Source organism: Erwinia sp. PPS120 (genome assembly GCF_047918655.1).
Taxonomy (GTDB): Bacteria; Pseudomonadota; Gammaproteobacteria; order Enterobacterales; family Enterobacteriaceae; genus Erwinia; species Erwinia tasmaniensis_A.
In genome coordinates this window covers 164,828-182,076 of record NZ_JBLREF010000015.1, presented here as the reverse complement: position 1 = coordinate 182,076, position 17,249 = coordinate 164,828, and the positions used below count along the sequence as shown (strand labels likewise).

At 56.7% G+C, this 17,249-nt stretch carries 14 protein-coding genes; 4 read left to right on the top strand and 10 right to left on the bottom strand.

The window, feature by feature from the left end:
- Position 1: 1 nt before the first annotated feature.
- The 10 genes from mraY to ilvI all read right to left on the bottom strand — a co-directional run bounded on the left by mraY (position 2) and on the right by ilvI (position 11,385).
- A complete protein-coding gene (gene mraY, locus ACLRGG_RS10665; RefSeq protein ID WP_416249748.1) occupies positions 2–1,084 on the bottom strand; it encodes a phospho-N-acetylmuramoyl-pentapeptide-transferase in 1,083 nt (360 codons plus the stop codon).
- The gene (gene murF, locus ACLRGG_RS10660) at positions 1,078–2,439 is read right to left on the bottom strand and encodes a UDP-N-acetylmuramoyl-tripeptide--D-alanyl-D-alanine ligase (RefSeq protein ID WP_416249747.1); all 1,362 of its coding nucleotides are present in this window, start codon (positions 2,437–2,439) and stop codon (positions 1,078–1,080) included. The genes mraY and murF overlap by 7 nt, the downstream gene beginning before the upstream one ends.
- Positions 2,436–3,923, bottom strand: coding sequence for a UDP-N-acetylmuramoyl-L-alanyl-D-glutamate--2,6-diaminopimelate ligase (murE, locus tag ACLRGG_RS10655; RefSeq protein WP_416249746.1), 1,488 nt, complete (start codon positions 3,921–3,923; stop codon positions 2,436–2,438). The genes murF and murE overlap by 4 nt, the downstream gene beginning before the upstream one ends.
- Positions 3,910–5,685, bottom strand: coding sequence for a peptidoglycan DD-transpeptidase PBP3 (gene ftsI, locus ACLRGG_RS10650; RefSeq protein ID WP_416249745.1), 1,776 nt, complete (start codon positions 5,683–5,685; stop codon positions 3,910–3,912). Before ftsI ends, murE begins: the two co-directional genes overlap by 14 nt.
- A gap of 8 nt (positions 5,686–5,693) precedes the next feature.
- Positions 5,694–6,014, bottom strand: a complete 321-nt coding sequence (gene ftsL / locus ACLRGG_RS10645) for a cell division protein FtsL (RefSeq protein WP_067706819.1) — start codon at positions 6,012–6,014, stop codon at positions 5,694–5,696.
- The gene (gene rsmH, locus ACLRGG_RS10640; protein WP_416249744.1) at positions 6,011–6,952 is read right to left on the bottom strand and encodes a 16S rRNA (cytosine(1402)-N(4))-methyltransferase RsmH; all 942 of its coding nucleotides are present in this window, start codon (positions 6,950–6,952) and stop codon (positions 6,011–6,013) included. The genes ftsL and rsmH overlap by 4 nt, the downstream gene beginning before the upstream one ends.
- A gap of 2 nt (positions 6,953–6,954) precedes the next feature.
- Entirely contained in the window at positions 6,955–7,413 is a 459-nt protein-coding gene (gene mraZ / locus ACLRGG_RS10635) for a division/cell wall cluster transcriptional repressor MraZ (RefSeq protein ID WP_416249743.1), read from the bottom strand.
- A 546-nt stretch (positions 7,414–7,959) separates the two neighbouring features.
- Positions 7,960–8,970 carry a catabolite repressor/activator gene (cra, locus tag ACLRGG_RS10630; RefSeq protein WP_416249742.1) on the bottom strand — a complete coding sequence of 337 codons (1,011 nt, stop codon included), beginning with the start codon at positions 8,968–8,970 and terminating at the stop codon, positions 7,960–7,962.
- Positions 8,971–9,166: 196 nt separating this feature from the next.
- A complete protein-coding gene (gene ilvN, locus ACLRGG_RS10625; protein WP_416249741.1) occupies positions 9,167–9,658 on the bottom strand; it encodes an acetolactate synthase small subunit in 492 nt (163 codons plus the stop codon).
- 2 nt (positions 9,659–9,660) lie between these two features.
- A complete protein-coding gene (ilvI, locus tag ACLRGG_RS10620) occupies positions 9,661–11,385 on the bottom strand; it encodes an acetolactate synthase 3 large subunit (protein ID WP_416249740.1) in 1,725 nt (574 codons plus the stop codon).
- Positions 11,386–12,498: 1,113 nt separating this feature from the next.
- On the opposite strand from ilvI, the gene leuA reads away from it, so the two are divergent.
- The 4 genes from leuA to leuD are packed head-to-tail and all read left to right on the top strand — an operon-like array spanning position 12,499 to position 17,214.
- Positions 12,499–14,067, top strand: coding sequence for a 2-isopropylmalate synthase (leuA, locus tag ACLRGG_RS10615; RefSeq protein WP_416249739.1), 1,569 nt, complete (start codon positions 12,499–12,501; stop codon positions 14,065–14,067).
- Positions 14,067–15,155 carry a 3-isopropylmalate dehydrogenase gene (gene leuB / locus ACLRGG_RS10610; protein ID WP_416249738.1) on the top strand — a complete coding sequence of 363 codons (1,089 nt, stop codon included), beginning with the start codon at positions 14,067–14,069 and terminating at the stop codon, positions 15,153–15,155. Before leuA ends, leuB begins: the two co-directional genes overlap by 1 nt.
- Positions 15,156–15,157: 2 nt before the next feature.
- Positions 15,158–16,597: a 3-isopropylmalate dehydratase large subunit gene (leuC, locus tag ACLRGG_RS10605; RefSeq protein ID WP_416249737.1), complete on the top strand. Its 1,440-nt coding sequence runs from the start codon at positions 15,158–15,160 to the stop codon at positions 16,595–16,597.
- An 11-nt stretch (positions 16,598–16,608) separates the two neighbouring features.
- Positions 16,609–17,214: a 3-isopropylmalate dehydratase small subunit gene (leuD, locus tag ACLRGG_RS10600; RefSeq protein ID WP_416249736.1), complete on the top strand. Its 606-nt coding sequence runs from the start codon at positions 16,609–16,611 to the stop codon at positions 17,212–17,214.
- Positions 17,215–17,249 lie beyond the last annotated feature (35 nt).

Genomic DNA, 17,249 nt, shown 5'->3' with positions numbered 1-17,249 from the left:
TTTAGCGTACCTTCAGCGTTGCCAGGCCAATCAGCACCAGCATCAGCGAAATAATCCAGAAGCGCACGATCACGCGCGGTTCCGGCCAGCCTTTCAGTTCATAGTGGTGATGGATCGGCGCCATACGGAAGATGCGCTGCCCACGCAGTTTGAACGAGCCGACCTGCAAAATTACCGACAGCGTTTCCACGACAAAGACACCGCCCATAATTAGCAGCAGGAACTCCTGCCGCAGCAGCACGGCAATGGTGCCCAGCGCGCCGCCCAGTGCCAGCGATCCCACATCGCCCATAAACACCTGGGCCGGATAGGTGTTAAACCACAGGAAGCCCAGCCCTGCCCCGACGATGGCGGTACAGACAATGACCAGCTCACCCGCATGGCGCAGATAGGGGATATGCAGATAGTTAGCAAAGTTCATGTTGCCGGTCGCCCAGGCCACCAGCGCAAAGCCCGCCGCGACGAATACCGTCGGCATAATCGCCAGCCCGTCCAGGCCGTCGGTCAGGTTCACCGCATTGCTGGTGCCGACGATCACGAAATAGCTCAGCAGGATATAGAGCAGTCCAAGCTGCGGCATGATGTCCTTAAAGAAAGGCACCACCAGCTCGGTCGCAGGCGTATCCTTGCCTGCGGCGTACATCACAAAGGCTACTGCCAGCGCAATGACCGACTGCCAGAAATATTTCCAGCGGGCAATCAGCCCCTTAGTGTCTTTACGCACAACCTTACGGTAATCATCAATAAAGCCGATGATGCCATAGCCCACCAGCACAAAGAGCACGCACCAGACGTAAGGGTTAGAGGGATAAGCCCACATCAGTACCGAAACGGTAATTGAGAACAGAATCATGATGCCGCCCATGGTCGGCGTACCACGCTTGCTAAAGTGCGATTCCGGGCCGTCATTACGTACGACCTGACCAAATGACATTTCCTGCAGGCGCGCAATCATACGCGGCCCCATCCACAGAGAGATAAACAGGGCCGTCAGCAGGCTGACAATGGCGCGAAACGTCAGATACGAGAAGACGTTAAATCCAGAATAAAAAGTGACCAGATGTTCGGCCAGCCAGACTAGCATGTTCCTTTCTCCTGTAAGCTCTGCACTACCTGCTCCATGGCGGCACTACGTGAACCTTTAACTAAGATGGTGATATGAGGATGCTCCGACAGCAGCGCCCGCAGGCGCGTCGTAGCGGCACTCTTATCAGTAAAATGTTCGCCGCTCTCGCTGGCGTCGCTGATTAATTTGCTTAAGGTGCCGACGCTAAGGACTTTATCAATGCCCGCCTGGCGCGCGGCCTGCCCCACTTCACGGTGGCGCGCGTCGGCCTCATCACCCATTTCCGCCATGTCGCCGACCACCATCACGCGATATCCCGGCATCTCGGCCAGGACCTGCGCAGCGGCGGTCATTGAGCCGACGTTAGCGTTGTAACTGTCATCCAGCACCAGCTGACCTTCACCCAGCAGCAGCGGGAAAAGTCGGCCAGGCACCGCCTTAAGCGTTGATAAGCCCTGACTGACCGCGCTAAGCGGTGCGCCCACGGAGAGCGCCAGCGCGGCGGCGGCCAGCGCGTTAGCAATATTGTGACGGCCAGGCAGGGGCAGTTCGACGTTAACGTCGCCTGCGGGCGTGGACATCACAAAGCGCGTACCGATGGAAGAAACCCTGACGTCCGAGGCAGAAAAATCGCTGTTCGTCGGTGTACCAGCGGAGAAACGCCAGACGGTTTTACCCTCGAGCGCCGTCTGCCAGTGAGGCCAGTCGTTACTGTCGTCATTCAGAATGGCCGTGCCGCCGGCTGCCAGCCCCTGAAAGATTTCGCCTTTGGCCTTTGCCACGCCCGCAAGCGAACCAAACCCCTCAAGGTGTGCCGCGGCGAGGTTATTCACCAGCGCGCTTTCAGGGCGAACGATGCCGGTGGTCCAGGCAATTTCACCCTGATGGTTTGCGCCCAGTTCGATAACCGCATATTGATGCTGTTCGGTAAGGCGTAGCAGCGTAAGGGGGACGCCGATATCGTTGTTCAGATTGCCCGCGGTATAGAGCGTTTCACCGCACTGCCGGAGTATGGCAGCGGCCATCTCTTTCACCGAGGTTTTACCCGAGGAGCCGGTGAGGGCGACGATACGCGCCGTCGACTGCTGGCGAACCCAGCCGGCCAGCTGACCGAGCGCAATACGCGTGTCCTCTACCACCACCTGAGGAACAGCCACAGGTAAGTGCTTACTCACCAACAGAGCTGCCGAACCAGCGGAAATCGCTTCACCGACGAAGTCATGAGCGTCAAAGCGCTCGCCCCGCAGGGCAATAAACAGACAGCCTGCGCTCACTTTCCGCGTATCGGTGACGACCTCAGACAAGCGGAGATCGCCGCCCACCAGCGTTCCATTAGTGACTTCGGCCAGCGTTTGAAGAGAGAGAGGGATCATGCCATCACCCCCAACAACCGCGCGACGGTGTTACGGTCGGAGTAGTCCAGCCGACGGTTACCGACAATCTGATAGTCTTCATGGCCTTTACCCGCCACCAGCACGATATCGCCCGCTCTGGCCTGCATGACGGCGTTAGTAACCGCTTCCGCACGTCCCGGCATTACGCGGGCGCGTCCGGCATCGAGCAGCCCGCTCAGGATATCGGCGACAATGGCACCGGGATCCTCACTGCGCGGATTGTCGTCAGTGATCACCACCACATCAGAGAACTGTTCGGCAATCGCCCCCATAAGTGGGCGCTTACCTTTATCACGATCGCCGCCGCAGCCGAATACGCACCAGAGCTGCCCCTTGCAGTGGAGCCGCGCGGCCTGGAGCGCTTTTTCCAGCGCATCCGGGGTATGCGCATAATCGACCACCACCGTGGGTTTGTCCGGTGCGGTAAAGACTTCCATACGCCCTGCGACGGGTTGCAGCTGATGACCCGTGGCAACCAGTTTGGCCAGCGGATAGCCCAGCGCCAGCAGCGTAGCCAGCGCAATCAGCAGGTTACTGACGTTAAATGCGCCCATCAGGCGGCTTTCAATTTCGCCGGTTCCCCAGCTGGAGTCGAAGCTGATGCGGGCACCGTTATCGTGGTAGTCCACGCGGGTCGCGCTAAGCCAGCGTCCCCGGCATCCCGGCTGCAAATTGTTATCCATGGTAACCGCGACGGCATCAGGCAGCTTCGCCAGCCAGCGGCGCCCCACCTCATCGTCGGCGTTAACAATCGTCTGACCCACCTGGTGTTCAGAAAAGAGCAGCCACTTGGCCGCTTCGTAGCGGGTCATATCGCCGTGATAGTCCAGATGGTCACGACTGAGATTGGTAAAGGCCGCGGCGGCAAAGGGCAGCGCTGCCACGCGATGTTGCACCAGTCCATGGGACGAAATTTCCATTGCGGCAAGCGTTGCGCCTTTCTCAACCAGCGTGTGCAGCGTTTGCTGCACCTCAACCGCCGAGCCGGTAGTATTTTCCGTCGGCGCAAGCTGACCATACAGGCCATTACCCACGGTGCCCATTACGGCGCCGGTTTCGCCCAGCAGGTTCGCCCACTGCGCCAGCAGCTGAGTGGTGGTGGTTTTACCATTGGTACCGGTTATGCCTGTCAGCTTAAGCTTCTCGCCCGGCTGCTGATAAAAGCGCCCCGCCAGGGCAGAGAGCCGCTGCGAAAGCTGCGCCAGATAAATTACCGGCACGCCGTGCATCACGGTGATATGCCCATCTTCTGCTTCGCCGTCGGCATCAGCAATGACCGCCGCCACGCCCTGCGCGATGGCCTGCGGAATAAAACGGCGGCCATCCGCCTCGTGACCTTTAATGGCCACAAACAGGTCACCAGCCGCGGCCATGCGGCTGTCCAGAATCATTTCATGTAGCGGCAGCGAGGGTGCACCAGGCACCCAGGGAGCCAGCAGGTCGGACAGATTACGATCGGTCACTCGATCCCTCACTTCTGTTATCTACCATCTCGTTTTTTTCCGCTGGAACCGTTGAAGGAAGCGCATCGGGCTCGATATTCATGGTACGCAGTACGCCACCCATGATCGCACCAAAGACGGGTGCAGAAATGGCGCCGCCATAGTATTTCCCGGCCTGCGGGTCGTTAATCAGCACCACCAGGGCAAAACGAGGATGACTGGCTGGCGCGACGCCAGCGGTATAAGCGATATATTTGTTAACGTACTTCCCATCCGGCCCAACCTTTTTAGCCGTACCGGTTTTGATGGCAATACGGTAGCCTCTGATCGCCGCCTTAACACCACCCCCGCCAGGCAGCGCAACGCTTTCCATCATACGCATTACCGTGCGCACCAGGGGTTCAGGGAAGATACGCTGCCCGCCTACCGGCGGGTCAACTTTGGTAATCGACAGCGGGCGATAGACGCCGTAGCTGCCGATCGTTGCATAGACTCGCGCTAACTGTAACGGCGTTACCATTAGCCCGTAGCCGAAAGAGAAGGTGGCCCTCTCTATGTCAGACCACCGTTGTTTTTGAGGATATAAGCCACTGCTTTCTCCGACCAACCCCAAATTGGTCGCCTTTCCCAGTCCAAAGCGCGCGTAAGTATCTACCAGCGCTGAGGATGGCATCGCTAACGCCAGCTTTGATACACCAACGTTACTCGATTTCTGTAAAACCCCGGTCAGGGTCAGCTCGTTATAGCGCGCCACATCTTTAATTTCATGGCCGTTTACGCGATAGGGAATGGTATTGAGGACGGAGTTCTCTTTCACCACGCCGCGCTGTAAGGCCGTCATTACTACCATGGGCTTGACCGTGGATCCCGGCTCGAAAATATCGGTGATAGCGCGGTTGCGCATGACGTCTTTGGTTACGCCGGTCAGATTATTCGGGTTATAAGCGGGACTGTTGGCCATCGCCAGCACTTCGCCGGTGTTTACATCCACCAGCACCGCCGTACCTGATTCCGCCTTATTGAACGCCACGGCGTTGTTTAACTCACGATAAACCAGCGCCTGTAGCCGCTCATCAATGCTCAGCGTCAGATTATGTGCGGCCCGGCTGTCGACGGAAGAGATGTCTTCGATTACCCGACCATAGCGATCTTTGCGCACGGTGCGCTCGCCCGGCTGGCCGGTCAGCCACTTATCAAAGCTTTTTTCAACGCCTTCAATGCCCTGACCATCAATATTGGTGAAACCGATCAGATGCGAGGTCACCTGCCCTGCCGGATAGTAGCGACGCGACTCCTCACGGAGGAAGATGCCGGGCAGCTTGAGCTTTTTGATATAGTCGCCGATGGCGGGATTCACCTGGCGGGCAAGATAGACAAAGCGCCCTTCAGGATTGACGTTAACGCGAGCAGAGAGCTGATCGAGGGGAATGGACAACGCCTCGGAGAGCGCCTTCCAGCGGCTGTCTGCCGTGATGCCGCCCTTTTCGTTAAGGACCTTAGGGTCGGCCCAGATGGCATTAACCGGCACGCTAACCGCCAGAGGACGACCGGCGCGGTCGGTAATCATGCCGCGCGCGGTGGGTACGGCCTGTACGCGTAGCGAACGCATATCGCCTTCGCGCACCAGCCGATCGGGGTTAATGACCTGTAGCCAGGCCATTCGCGCGATCAAACCCAGCAGCGCCAGAAGAATACACCCGCACAGCAACACAAAACGCCAGCTTACAAAGCTGGCCTGATCGTGCGGGCGTTTTAACTTCAGCGTCTTGGTTGCCGGTTTCATTCAGTCCCTTATGGCTGTACCACAATATTTTCCTGCGATGGGTCAACATGCTGCATTTGCAGCTTTTCCGTTGCCGTTCTTTCTACCCGGCTGTGATCGCCGAGAGCGTTCTCTTCCAGGATCAGGTTACGCCATTCGATATCTAATGCGTCGCGTTCTAACACCAGCTGTTCACGCTGGGCGGTGAGCAGGCGGGTTTTATGCGCCGTGGTCACCACCAGTATCGCCGACACCACCACGGCCACGGCCAGAATCACCGGGATCTTACCGTGGCGGAGGAGATCGCCAGCAATCACGCCCGGCAGACTGTGCCGCTCGTTGCCGATCATGAAGCCGATCTTTCCGCAATACGCAGCACCGAACTGCGTGCTCTGGGATTTTCTGCCACTTCAGCTTCGCCCGGCATCATTTTGCCCAGCGCCTTAAGCTGACGTCCGCCCAGCTTGCTCAGCTGATCCTCGGTCATTGGCAAACCCGCAGGCACCTGAGGGCCGCGGCTGTTTTCGCGCATAAAGCGCTTAACAATGCGGTCTTCCAGCGAGTGAAAACTGATTACTGACAGTCTGCCTGCGGGTGCCAGGGCGGTCAGTGCCCCCTTAAGCGCCTGCTCAATCTCTTCCAGCTCGCTGTTTACCCAGATGCGAATCGCCTGGAAACTGCGGGTGGCAGGATGCTTGAATTTATCCTTAACCGGCGTGGCGGCGTAAATCACATCGGCCAGCTCTTTGGTACGCGTCATTGGCTGCTCGCGATTGCGCTCAACGATGGCGCGGGCAATACGTTTAGCAAAACGCTCCTCACCAAAGGTTTTCAGGACAAAAGCAATATCGCTCTCCCCCGCTTTCATCAGCCATTCGGCAGCAGAAAGCCCTTTATCCGGGTCCATTCGCATATCCAGCGGCCCGTCACGCATAAAGGAAAATCCCCGTTCGGCATCATCAAGCTGCGGCGAGGAGACGCCCAAATCCAGCAGGATGCCATTAATTTTACCGGTCAGCCCCCGCGCCTCGGCGTAGTCTGCCAGCGCGGAAAAAGGACCATAAATAATCTTAAAACGTGGATCGGTAATCGCGGCTGCGGCGGCAATAGCCTGCGGATCGCGATCGATGGCGTAGAGACGGCCACGCTCGCCCAGTTGAGAGAGAATCAGTCGTGAGTGGCCACCTCGTCCGAAGGTGCCATCAATGTAGATACCGTTGGGATCGATATTAAGGCCTTTCACCGCCTCGCCCAACAGTACCGTTGTATGATTGTAATTTTCCTGCATAGCTATAGCGACAAATCCTGTAGGCGCTCAGAAAGCGGTTCCTGAGCCGACTGCTCTGCTTCAACATCATCCCTGACTTGTTGATACCAGGTCTGTTCATCCCACAGTTCAAATTTATTGAACTGTCCAACCAGCATCACTTCTTTGGTCAGGTTCGCATGCTGGCGAAGCGTCGTTGCCACCAGCAGTCGCCCTGCATTATCCATCTGGCATTCGCTGGCATGCCCCAGTAACAGACGCTGAACGCGACGCTCTGCGGGGTTCATACTCGATAAGCGGGCCAGCTTACGTTCAATAATTTCCCATTCGGGCAGGGTATAAAGCAGCAGGCATGGCTGGTGAAGGTCAATGGTACAAACCATTTGCCCCTGTGATTCCCCGATCAGCGTTTCGCGATAGCGCGTTGGTACAGCAAGCCGTCCCTTGCTGTCGAGATTGACTAACGTTGCTCCGCGGAACATGCCAGCCTCACCCCCCAGTTACCCCTCATCACCACTTTACACCACAAATTCCCACCAAAGGAGTTTACGGAGCGGAGGAAAACATTGTCAAGCCGCAGCATACGCCGATTGAGATTATTTCTTAGAGGGAAAAAACGCGGTAAGAGTTAAAATATCGGGGATATTTACACAATTCAAAAATAAACCAATGAATACTGTCGTAAATTTCCTGCCATAATTTAAATTGCTCAAAAATATGTCGGCTTTAAGGTCCGCTTAACGCATCCTTCAGTTTGCGACACAGGCGGCATTTTAAGGTATTTCTTAATTTTTGTCCTGGGTAGCCCCGACAGGCCTGATGGGGTGTCAGCATGGATTATCGCCAGTAAAAATACTTATGTTAAATGAACAGGGCTGCGGCCTCTTCTTTACCTTTATTTACATCGGGCAGCCAACAGGTGAATACCTGCATTTTATTAACCTGTTGAGTGTGAAAACCTGGCTATATCTGAACGGGTTCGCTGCGAGATTAAAAAAGGGCAGCGTCGCTGCCCTGTTACGCAAATACTAAACCAGGTTACGGCTCAGACGCCCGCGTCGATATAGATTCCGGCGAATACGGGTCAGTCCCGGCTTCGGTTTACGGGGCTCATCCAGGCTTGCCAGCACCAGCTCCAGTACCCGCTCCGCCACGTCCCGATGTCGCTGAGCGACCGCCAGCACCGGACACTCAAGGAAGTCCAGCAGCTCATGATCGCCAAAGGTGGCGATCACTAAATCCGTAGGCAGGCGACCTTCACGCTTAAGGGTGACATCCATCACCCCCTGCAACAGTCCAAAGGAGGTTGTGAACAGCGCATCCGGCATCGGGTGCGTTTCCAGCCAGTTTTCAAACAGCGTGGCCGCCGCGCTGCGTTCAAAACTGTTGGCATAAATAAAGTCTGGCTGACGCGCATCTCCTTCCCAGGCATCACGAAAGCCCAGTTCACGCAGAAAACTGACCGACAGCTCCGGCAGAGCGCCCAGATAAAGCACCTTCTCTACCGGCTGCTTGCGCAATTCAGCCGCCAGCATTTCCGCATCATCCTGATCGGCCCCTACCACGCTGGTGAAATGCTCACGGTCCAGCGCGCGATCCAGCGCAATAATCGGCAGCGGGTCGTTTTTCCAGCGCTGATAGAAGGGGTGTTCAGGTGGTAACGAGGTGGAGACGATAATGGCATCAACCTGGCGCTGAAGAAGATGTTCAACGCAGCGCATTTCATTGTCCGGCTGATCCTCAGAACAGGCAATCAGTAGCTGATAGCCCCGCTGACGCGCCTGGCGTTCAAGATAGTTAGCGATGCGGGTGTAGCTGGTATTTTCCAAATCGGGGATCACCAGCCCGATGGAGCGCGTCCTTCCGGCGCGCAGGCCTGCCGCAACGGCATTCGGATGGTAATTATGCTCTCTTACCACCGCCATGACCTTCTCAACGGTTTTATCACTGACACGATACTGCTTCGCTTTACCGTTGATAACGTAGCTGGCCGTCGTCCGTGATACACCAGCCAGGCGCGCAATTTCATCCAGTTTCACAATAACTCCACACTTCAGGCACCGGGAAGGCGCGGATAATAGCCACAACGCAGCTATGGATTATAACTTTGTTACATCTAACAGCAGAACAGTTCAGCGAGCAACCGCTTTTAACCTCCGGCGATTGCTTTCAGATAAATTAAAAAACCCGACTTTACGCCGGGTTAGCTCACTTTTCACGCTGTCCGCTGCTAAATTAACGCATAATTCGCTCGCCGCGCGCCACGCCAACAACGCCGGAGCGCGCCACTTCGACAATTTCGGCTACGTCGCGCACCGCGCTGAGAAAGGCGTCCAGCTTCTCACTGGTACCTGCCAGCTGAACCGTATAAAGCGAGGGCGTCACGTCAACGATTTGCCCACGAAATATCTCCGCGCTGCGTCTCACCTCTTCACGCCCGTATCCGGTGGCCTGAAGTTTCACCAGCATGATTTCGCGCTCCACGAAGGCGCCCTGCCCCAGTTCGCTGACCCGCAGCACATCCACCAGCTTGTGCAGCTGTTTTTCAATCTGCTCCAGAACCTTTTCATCGCCCACCGTCTGAATGGTCATACGCGACAGCGTGGGATCGTCCGTCGGGGCGACCGTCAGACTTTCAATGTTATAACCGCGCTGTGAAAACAGCCCTACCACGCGGGATAATGCGCCGGACTCGTTTTCCAGCAGTACCGATAACACACGACGCATAATTATGTCCTCTCCGTTTTGCTCAGCCACATTTCGTCCATCCCGCCGCCGCGAATATGCATCGGGTAAACGTGCTCGGTATCATCTATTTTGACATCCACAAACACCAGGCGACCTTTCCCGACCTGCTCCAGCGCCTCGGTCAGTTTGGACTCCAGCTCCTCCGGATGCTCAATGCCAATGCCCACGTGGCCATAAGCCTCAGCCAGGCGCACGAAGTCGGGCAGCGACTGCATATAGGACTGTGAGTGGCGGCCGGAGTAGACCATGTCCTGCCACTGCTTAACCATCCCCAGGAAGCGGTTGTTCAGGCTTAGCACCAGTACCGGCAGATCGTACTGTAGGGCGGTGGATAATTCCTGAATGTTCATCTGGATACTGCCATCGCCGGTGACGCAGATAACCGTTTCTTCCGGTAGCGCCAGCTTGACGCCCAGCGCGGCGGGCAGACCAAAGCCCATTGTGCCCAGACCACCTGAGTTGATCCAGCGACGGGGTTTGTCAAACGGATAGTAGAGCGCGGCGAACATCTGGTGCTGACCAACGTCAGAGGTGACCCAGGCCTCGCCTCGCGTCAGCTTCCAGATGGTTTCGATAACGGCCTGCGGCTTAATGGCCGGGCTGCTGCGATCAAATTCAAGGCACTGGCGGGCACGCCACTGGTCAATTTTCTGCCACCAGTCGCGCAGGCTGTCGAAGTTTTGGCTGCTGTCACCGGCGTTTAACAGCTCGATGATCTGCGCCAGAACCTGCTTCGCATCGCCGACGATCGGCACATCTGCCGCCACAGTCTTAGAAATTGACGTCGGATCGATATCAATATGCAGCACGGTGGCGTTCGGGCAATATTTAGCCAGGTTATTAGTGGTGCGATCGTCAAAGCGCACGCCGACGGCAAAAATAACGTCGGCATTGTGCATGGTCATGTTCGCTTCATAGGTACCGTGCATGCCCAGCATGCCCAGGCTCTGGCGGTGAGTACCAGGAAATGCCCCCAGGCCCATCAGCGACGCGGTAACCGGCAGGTTGAGCGTTTCGGCAATCTGTCTGAGTTCATCATGACACCCGGCGTTGATGACACCACCGCCGGCATAGATTACCGGTTGTTTTGCGGCCAGCAGCGTTTGCAGGGCGCGTTTGATCTGGCCCTTATGTCCCTGGGTGGTGGGACTGTAGGATCGCATGCTAACGGCGTCAGGCCAGACATAGGGCAGCTTATTGGCCGGACTCATCATATCTTTTGGCAGATCGACGACCACCGGGCCAGGGCGTCCGCTGGCTGCCAGCCAGAAGGCCTTTTTCATTACCGTGGGAATATCTTCGGCGCGCTTAACCATAAAGCTGTGTTTGACCACCGGGCGGGAGATACCGACCATGTCGCACTCCTGGAAGGCGTCATAGCCGATCAGGGAAGAAGGTACCTGGCCCGAGAGCACCACCATCGGGATCGAGTCCATATAGGCGGTGGCGATACCGGTTATCGCATTGGTTGCACCGGGGCCGGAGGTTACCAGCACCACACCAACTTCGCCGGTCGAGCGGGCGTAGCCGTCGGCCATATGCACCGCGCCCTGTTCGTGGCGCACCAGAATATGGTCAATGCCACCCACGGTTTGCAGCGCATCATAGATATCCAGCACTGCGCCGCCGGGATAGCCGAAAACATGCTTAACGCCCTGGTCGATCAGCGATCGAACGACCATCTCGGCTCCTGACAACATCTCCATTTTTGCCTCCAGGCTTAAGGTACTGCGCTTTCAGCAGGCCGAATGCATGAGCGTTAATACTTCACATTCCAGCCGGATAAGCTCAATACCTGTGTTTATGCTCAGACATTGGAATGCATTTCCAAAATCCAGGGTACAGGGCAAAGCCCTTATTATTTTGCTTTTAATTGGTTGAAGTACCATAACCGTAGAAAAGTAAGCAGGCAAATAGCACGCCAATTACGGAAGGGGTATCTTCCCCCTGGCCCACTGCTTTCAGGCGGTTGCTGACGTTAATTAAACCGGAGTGAGGGTTAAAAGAAAGTGGTTTACGCTGCCGAAGGCTTTAATTTCAGAGCGATCGTTTTGTTGTTATCTGCATTCGCTGCAAAATAAAAGCGGTCTTGTTCAAACCCTCCGTTCTTTATAGATTTATCTGCTTTTTAATTTTATTTATACAAAATATTCCACCTGAAAGGTAGTGATTTTCACTGCACCTTAACCATAAGTTATTCCTTTACTACTGGTTTATCGCTCTTTGTAAAATGTGAGGACCGGTGCGGCAAAGGCCTGGGGTGTCGCCTGCGGGTTGGGACCGGTGCCTGGCGGTACTCGCGCCGCGCTGCGGCGCAGACGGAGGGCCAGGCGAGGGCAGCAGGGATGCTGCACTCAGGGAGCGGCGGGCAGGGATGCCCGCTCGCGACCGGGCCGTCCGGCCTGGCGTCGGAGCCAAAGGCACCAGGCAAAGCCTGTAGCTGTGACGCCCGGCAAACGCTGGGATTGTCCACCGACACCGCAGATACCGCGTTTCACCAGTTTGCCATTTATTCTGCGAATATCCTCGCAGACAGAGTATTTCCCCCCAGCCTTTACGCTGTTATTTCAGATCCCGGGTTGACATCTCCCCCGCCGATCAAGTATCAATAAAGGAACAGCACAATTTATTGAGGTCTGATTCAATGATTTATTCTACCCGCCTACCCGGTCTACTACTAAACGCATCTTTATTGCGCGGTAGCCTGGTGGGCGGAATCAATCACTGATTCACACTTCAGACTTAAAAAACCCGCGCCGCAGCGCGGGTTTTTTTATGCCCGCAGTAACGGCAAAACAAATTCGACAAGGAATTATCCGATGAGCCAACAAGTCATTATTTTCGATACCACTCTGCGCGATGGCGAACAGGCATTACAGGCCAGCCTGAGTGTGAAAGAAAAATTGCAAATTGCCCTGGCGCTGGAAAAAATGGGCGTTGACGTCATGGAAGTCGGTTTTCCTGTCTCCTCACCGGGCGACTTTGAATCCGTTCAAACTATCGCCCGTCAGATAAAAAACAGCCGCGTCTGCGCACTGGCCCGCTGCGTGGAAAAGGATATTGATGCCGCTTACGAAGCCCTGCGCGTAGCCGACGCCTTTCGCATTCATACCTTTCTGGCCACATCGCCCATGCATATCGCCACCAAACTGCGCAGCACCCTGCCCGAGGTAATTGAGCGGGCAGTGAAGATGGTCAGGCGGGCGCGTAACTACACCGACGATGTGGAGTTCTCCTGCGAAGACGGCGGACGTACGCCGGTTGACGACCTGTGCCGGGTGGTAGAAGCGGCAATCAGTGCGGGCGCAACCACCATCAATATCCCGGATACCGTGGGCTACACTCTGCCGTGGGAATACGCCAGCATCTTCAGCGCACTGCGCGAGCGCGTTCCCAATATCGATAAAGCCATTTTGTCGGTGCATACCCACAACGACCTGGGAATGGCAGTTGGCAACGCGCTGGCAGCGGTCAACGCGGGCGCCCGGCAGATTGAGGGCGCAATGAACGGCCTGGGTGAGCGTGCCGGTAACTGCGCGCTGGAAGAAGCCATTATGGCGATTAAAACCCGTAGCCAGCTGATGAATGTTCATACCCGCATCAGTCATCAGGAAATCTACCGTACCTGTCAGACCGTCAGCAAAATCTGCAATATGCCCATCCCGGCGCACAAAGCGATTATCGGCTCTAACGCGTTCGCACACTCCTCTGGCATCCACCAGGATGGCGTACTGAAGAATCGCGAAAACTACGAAATTCTGACCCCGGAATCTATCGGTCTGAAGCAGGTGCAGCTGAACCTGACCTCCCGCTCTGGTCGCGCGGCCGTGAAGCACCGCATGGAGGAGATGGGCTACGCCGACACCGATTACAATATGGACACGCTGTATGAAGCGTTCAAAACGCTGGCTGACAAAAAAGGTCAGGTGTTTGACTACGACCTGGAGGCCCTGGCGTTCATCGATAAACAGTCAGAGGAGCCGGAATACTTTTCCCTGGATACCTTTAACGTCCAGTCCGGATCCAGCGTGATTGCCACGGCGACCGTCCAGCTGCGCTGCGGTGACCAGCAGAAAACCGAAGCGGCAACCGGAAACGGTCCGGTCGATGCGGTTTACCAGGCCATCAACCGTATTACGGAGTTCGACGCAGAACTGGTCAACTACCAGCTCACCGCGAAGGGACACGGGAAAGACGCGCTGGGCCAGGTGGATATTGTCGTCAACTACAATGGCCGCAAATTTCACGGCATCGGACTGGCAACGGATATCGTCGAATCCTCCGCCAAAGCGATGATCAACGCGCTGAACAATATCTGGCGCTCGCGTCAGGTGGAGCAGGAACTGCTGCGTAAATCTCAAACTAACGACCAGAAGGAAGCGGTGTAATGTCCAGGAGCTACCATATTGCAGTTCTGCCCGGTGATGGCATCGGGCCGGAAGTTATGGCACAGGCGTCAAAGGTGCTGGATGCCGTCCGCCAGCGTTTTGGAATGCGCATTACCACCAGCGAATATGACGTCGGCGGCATTGCGATTGACCGTCACGGCGAACCGCTTCCCCCGGTAACGGTCACCGGCTGCGAACAGGCGGATGCTATCCTGTTTGGATCGGTGGGCGGCCCTAAGTGGGAGCATTTACCGCCCGCCGGGCAGCCAGAGCGCGGCGCGCTGCTGCCCCTGCGTAAGCATTTCAGGCTGTTTAGCAATCTGCGTCCGGCAAGTCTGCACAGCGGCCTGGAGGCGTTTTGCCCGCTGCGTGCCGATATTGCCGCGCAGGGCTTTGATATTCTGGTGGTACGCGAGCTGACCGGCGGCATCTACTTCGGCCAGCCAAAAGGGCGCGAAGGACAAGGGCCGCACGAAAAGGCCTGGGATACCGAAGTTTATCACCGCTTCGAAATCGAGCGTATCGCCCGCATCGCTTTTGAGTCTGCCTGCAAGCGTCGTAATAAAGTGACCTCGATCGACAAGGCCAACGTGCTGCAATCCTCCATTCTCTGGCGGGAAGTCGTCAGCGACGTGGCGAAGGATTACCCGGACGTCGCGCTCAGCCATATGTATATCGACAACGCGACCATGCAGCTGATTAAAGCGCCGTCACAGTTTGATGTGGTCCTCTGCTCAAACCTGTTTGGTGACATCCTCTCCGACGAGTGCGCCATGATAACCGGATCGATGGGGATGCTGCCGTCGGCCAGCCTTAACGAAAAGGGCTTTGGCCTGTTTGAACCCGCAGGCGGCTCAGCCCCGGATATTGCCGGTAAAAATATCGCTAACCCTGTTGCGCAGATTTTGTCGCTGGCACTGCTGCTGCGCTACAGCCTGGACGCCGGAGAAGCGGCGGATGCGATTGAACAGGCGGTTGCCCACGCCCTGGCAGAAGGCTACCGCACCAGCGACCTGGCCGGTGACGGCAAGGCAATCGGCACCGATGAAATGGGCACCCTGATTGCCCGGTTTATCAGCGGAACCTGACGATGAAAACACTCTATGAAAAACTGTTTGATGCGCACGTTGTGCACGACGCGCCTGATGAAACGCCGCTGCTCTATATTGATCGCCACCTTGTGCATGAGGTGACGTCCGCGCAGGCCTTTGACGGGCTGCGCGCCCATGGCCGGCCCGTCCGCCAGCCTTCAAAAACGTTTGCGACAATGGATCATAATGTCTCCACCCAGACGCGGGACATCAACGCCAGTGGCGAAATGGCCCGTATCCAGATGTCGATGCTGGTTAAAAACTGTAATGAATTTGGCGTCCGGCTGTACGACCTGAATCACCCTTTCCAGGGCATCGTTCACGTTATCGGACCTGAACAGGGCATGTCTCTGCCGGGTATGACCATTGTCTGCGGCGACTCGCACACCTCGACGCACGGCGCCTTTGGCGCGCTGGCGTTTGGCATTGGCACCTCGGAAGTCGAGCACGTGCTGGCGACGCAAACGCTGAAGCAGGCGCGCGCCAGGACAATGAAAATTGAGGTAATCGGTGAAACGCCGCCGGGCATTACAGCGAAGGATATTGCGCTGGCGATTATTGGCAAAACCGGCAGCGGCGGCGGTAACGGACACGTGGTGGAGTTCTGCGGTGAGGCGGTTGAGCGGCTCAGCATGGAAGGCCGCATGACCCTGTGTAATATGGCTATTGAACTGGGTGCTAAAGCCGGTCTGGTCGCGCCGGATGAAACCACTTTCCGCTACGTCAAAGGCCGTCAGTTTGCGCCGGATGCCCAGCAGTGGGACGCGGCCGTTAGCTACTGGCGTACTCTGAAAAGCGACCCGGGCGTGGCGTTCGACAAGGTGGTCACCATCAACGCGGCGGATATCGCACCCCAGGTCACATGGGGAACCAATCCGGGCCAGGTGATTGCCGTGAATGAATGCATCCCGGATCCGGCGACGTTTAGCGATCCCGCTGAGCGCGCATCGGCGGAAAAAGCGCTGGCCTACATGGACCTCAAGCCCGGCATCCGCCTGAGCGACGTGCGTATTGATAAGGTTTTTATCGGCTCCTGCACCAATTCCCGCATTGAAGATCTGCGCGCGGCGGCGGCGGTAGTGAAAGGTCATAAAATTGCGCCGGGCGTGCAGGGCTATGTCGTCCCCGGGTCCGGACCGGTGAAGGAGCGGGCCGAAGCCGAGGGGCTGGATAAAATTTTTCTGGCTGCCGGTTTCGAGTGGCGCCTGCCCGGCTGCTCGATGTGTCTGGCGATGAACAATGACCGTCTCAGCCCCGGCGAACGCTGCGCCTCAACCAGCAATCGTAACTTCGAAGGTCGCCAGGGTCGCGGTGGCCGGACGCATCTTCTGAGTCCGGCCATGGCGGCGGCGGCGGCAGTAGCGGGTCATTTTGCCGATATTCGCGACCTGCCCGGCTCTGCGGCAACCTCTACCATCCCAATGCAGTTATTCCCTTAAGGAGAAGCGCAGTGGCCACTCAATTTACCCGGCATACCGGCGTCGTGGTGCCGATGGATATCGCCAATGTCGATACCGATGCCATTATCCCTAAGCAGTTTCTGCAAATGGTCACCCGGACCGGGTTTGGGCGAAATCTTTTCTACGACTGGCGCTATACGGATGCCGCCGGGCAGATCCCCAACCCGGACTTTGTGCTGAATAAGCCTGAGTTTGCCGCTGCCAGCATTATGCTGACGCGCGAAAACTTTGGCTGCGGCTCGTCGCGGGAACATGCCCCCTGGGCGCTGGCGGACTATGGCATTCGGGCAATTATCGGCAGCGACTTCGCGGACATTTTCGCTAACAACGCCTTTAACAATCAGCTACTGCTGGTTTCGCTCAGGGAAGAAGAGGTTGACGCGCTGTTCCAGCAGGTTGCCGCCCAGCCCGGCATCAGCTTTACCGTTGACCTTGAACGGCAACAGGTGGTTGCCGGGAAGCAGCAGTATGCCTTCAACATTGACGGCTTCCGCCGTCACTGTCTGCTAAACGGGCTGGATAATATTGGCCTGACGCTACAGCATGATGCGGACATTTCCGCTTATGAAGCCCGGCAGCCGGCCTTTCTGCGCTAAATAGCCGTACTCACTGGCGCACGACGCAGCCGGGT

What these genes read in the sequence shown, in the direction of transcription:
- mraY (WP_416249748.1), bottom strand. Translation starts at nt 1,084, where the DNA reads ATGCTAGTCTGGCTGGCCGAACATCTGGTCACTTTTTATTCTGGATTT.
- murF (WP_416249747.1), bottom strand. Translation starts at nt 2,439, where the DNA reads ATGATCCCTCTCTCTCTTCAAACGCTGGCCGAAGTCACTAATGGAACG.
- ftsI (WP_416249745.1), bottom strand. Translation starts at nt 5,685, where the DNA reads ATGAAACCGGCAACCAAGACGCTGAAGTTAAAACGCCCGCACGATCAG.
- ftsL (WP_067706819.1), bottom strand. Translation starts at nt 6,014, where the DNA reads ATGATCGGCAACGAGCGGCACAGTCTGCCGGGCGTGATTGCTGGCGAT.
- rsmH (WP_416249744.1), bottom strand. Translation starts at nt 6,952, where the DNA reads ATGCAGGAAAATTACAATCATACAACGGTACTGTTGGGCGAGGCGGTG.
- mraZ (WP_416249743.1), bottom strand. Translation starts at nt 7,413, where the DNA reads ATGTTCCGCGGAGCAACGTTAGTCAATCTCGACAGCAAGGGACGGCTT.
- ilvN (WP_416249741.1), bottom strand. Translation starts at nt 9,658, where the DNA reads ATGCGTCGTGTGTTATCGGTACTGCTGGAAAACGAGTCCGGCGCATTA.
- ilvI (WP_416249740.1), bottom strand. Translation starts at nt 11,385, where the DNA reads ATGGAGATGTTGTCAGGAGCCGAGATGGTCGTTCGATCGCTGATCGAC.
- leuA (WP_416249739.1), top strand. Translation starts at nt 12,499, where the DNA reads ATGAGCCAACAAGTCATTATTTTCGATACCACTCTGCGCGATGGCGAA.
- leuB (WP_416249738.1), top strand. Translation starts at nt 14,067, where the DNA reads ATGTCCAGGAGCTACCATATTGCAGTTCTGCCCGGTGATGGCATCGGG.
- leuC (WP_416249737.1), top strand. Translation starts at nt 15,158, where the DNA reads ATGAAAACACTCTATGAAAAACTGTTTGATGCGCACGTTGTGCACGAC.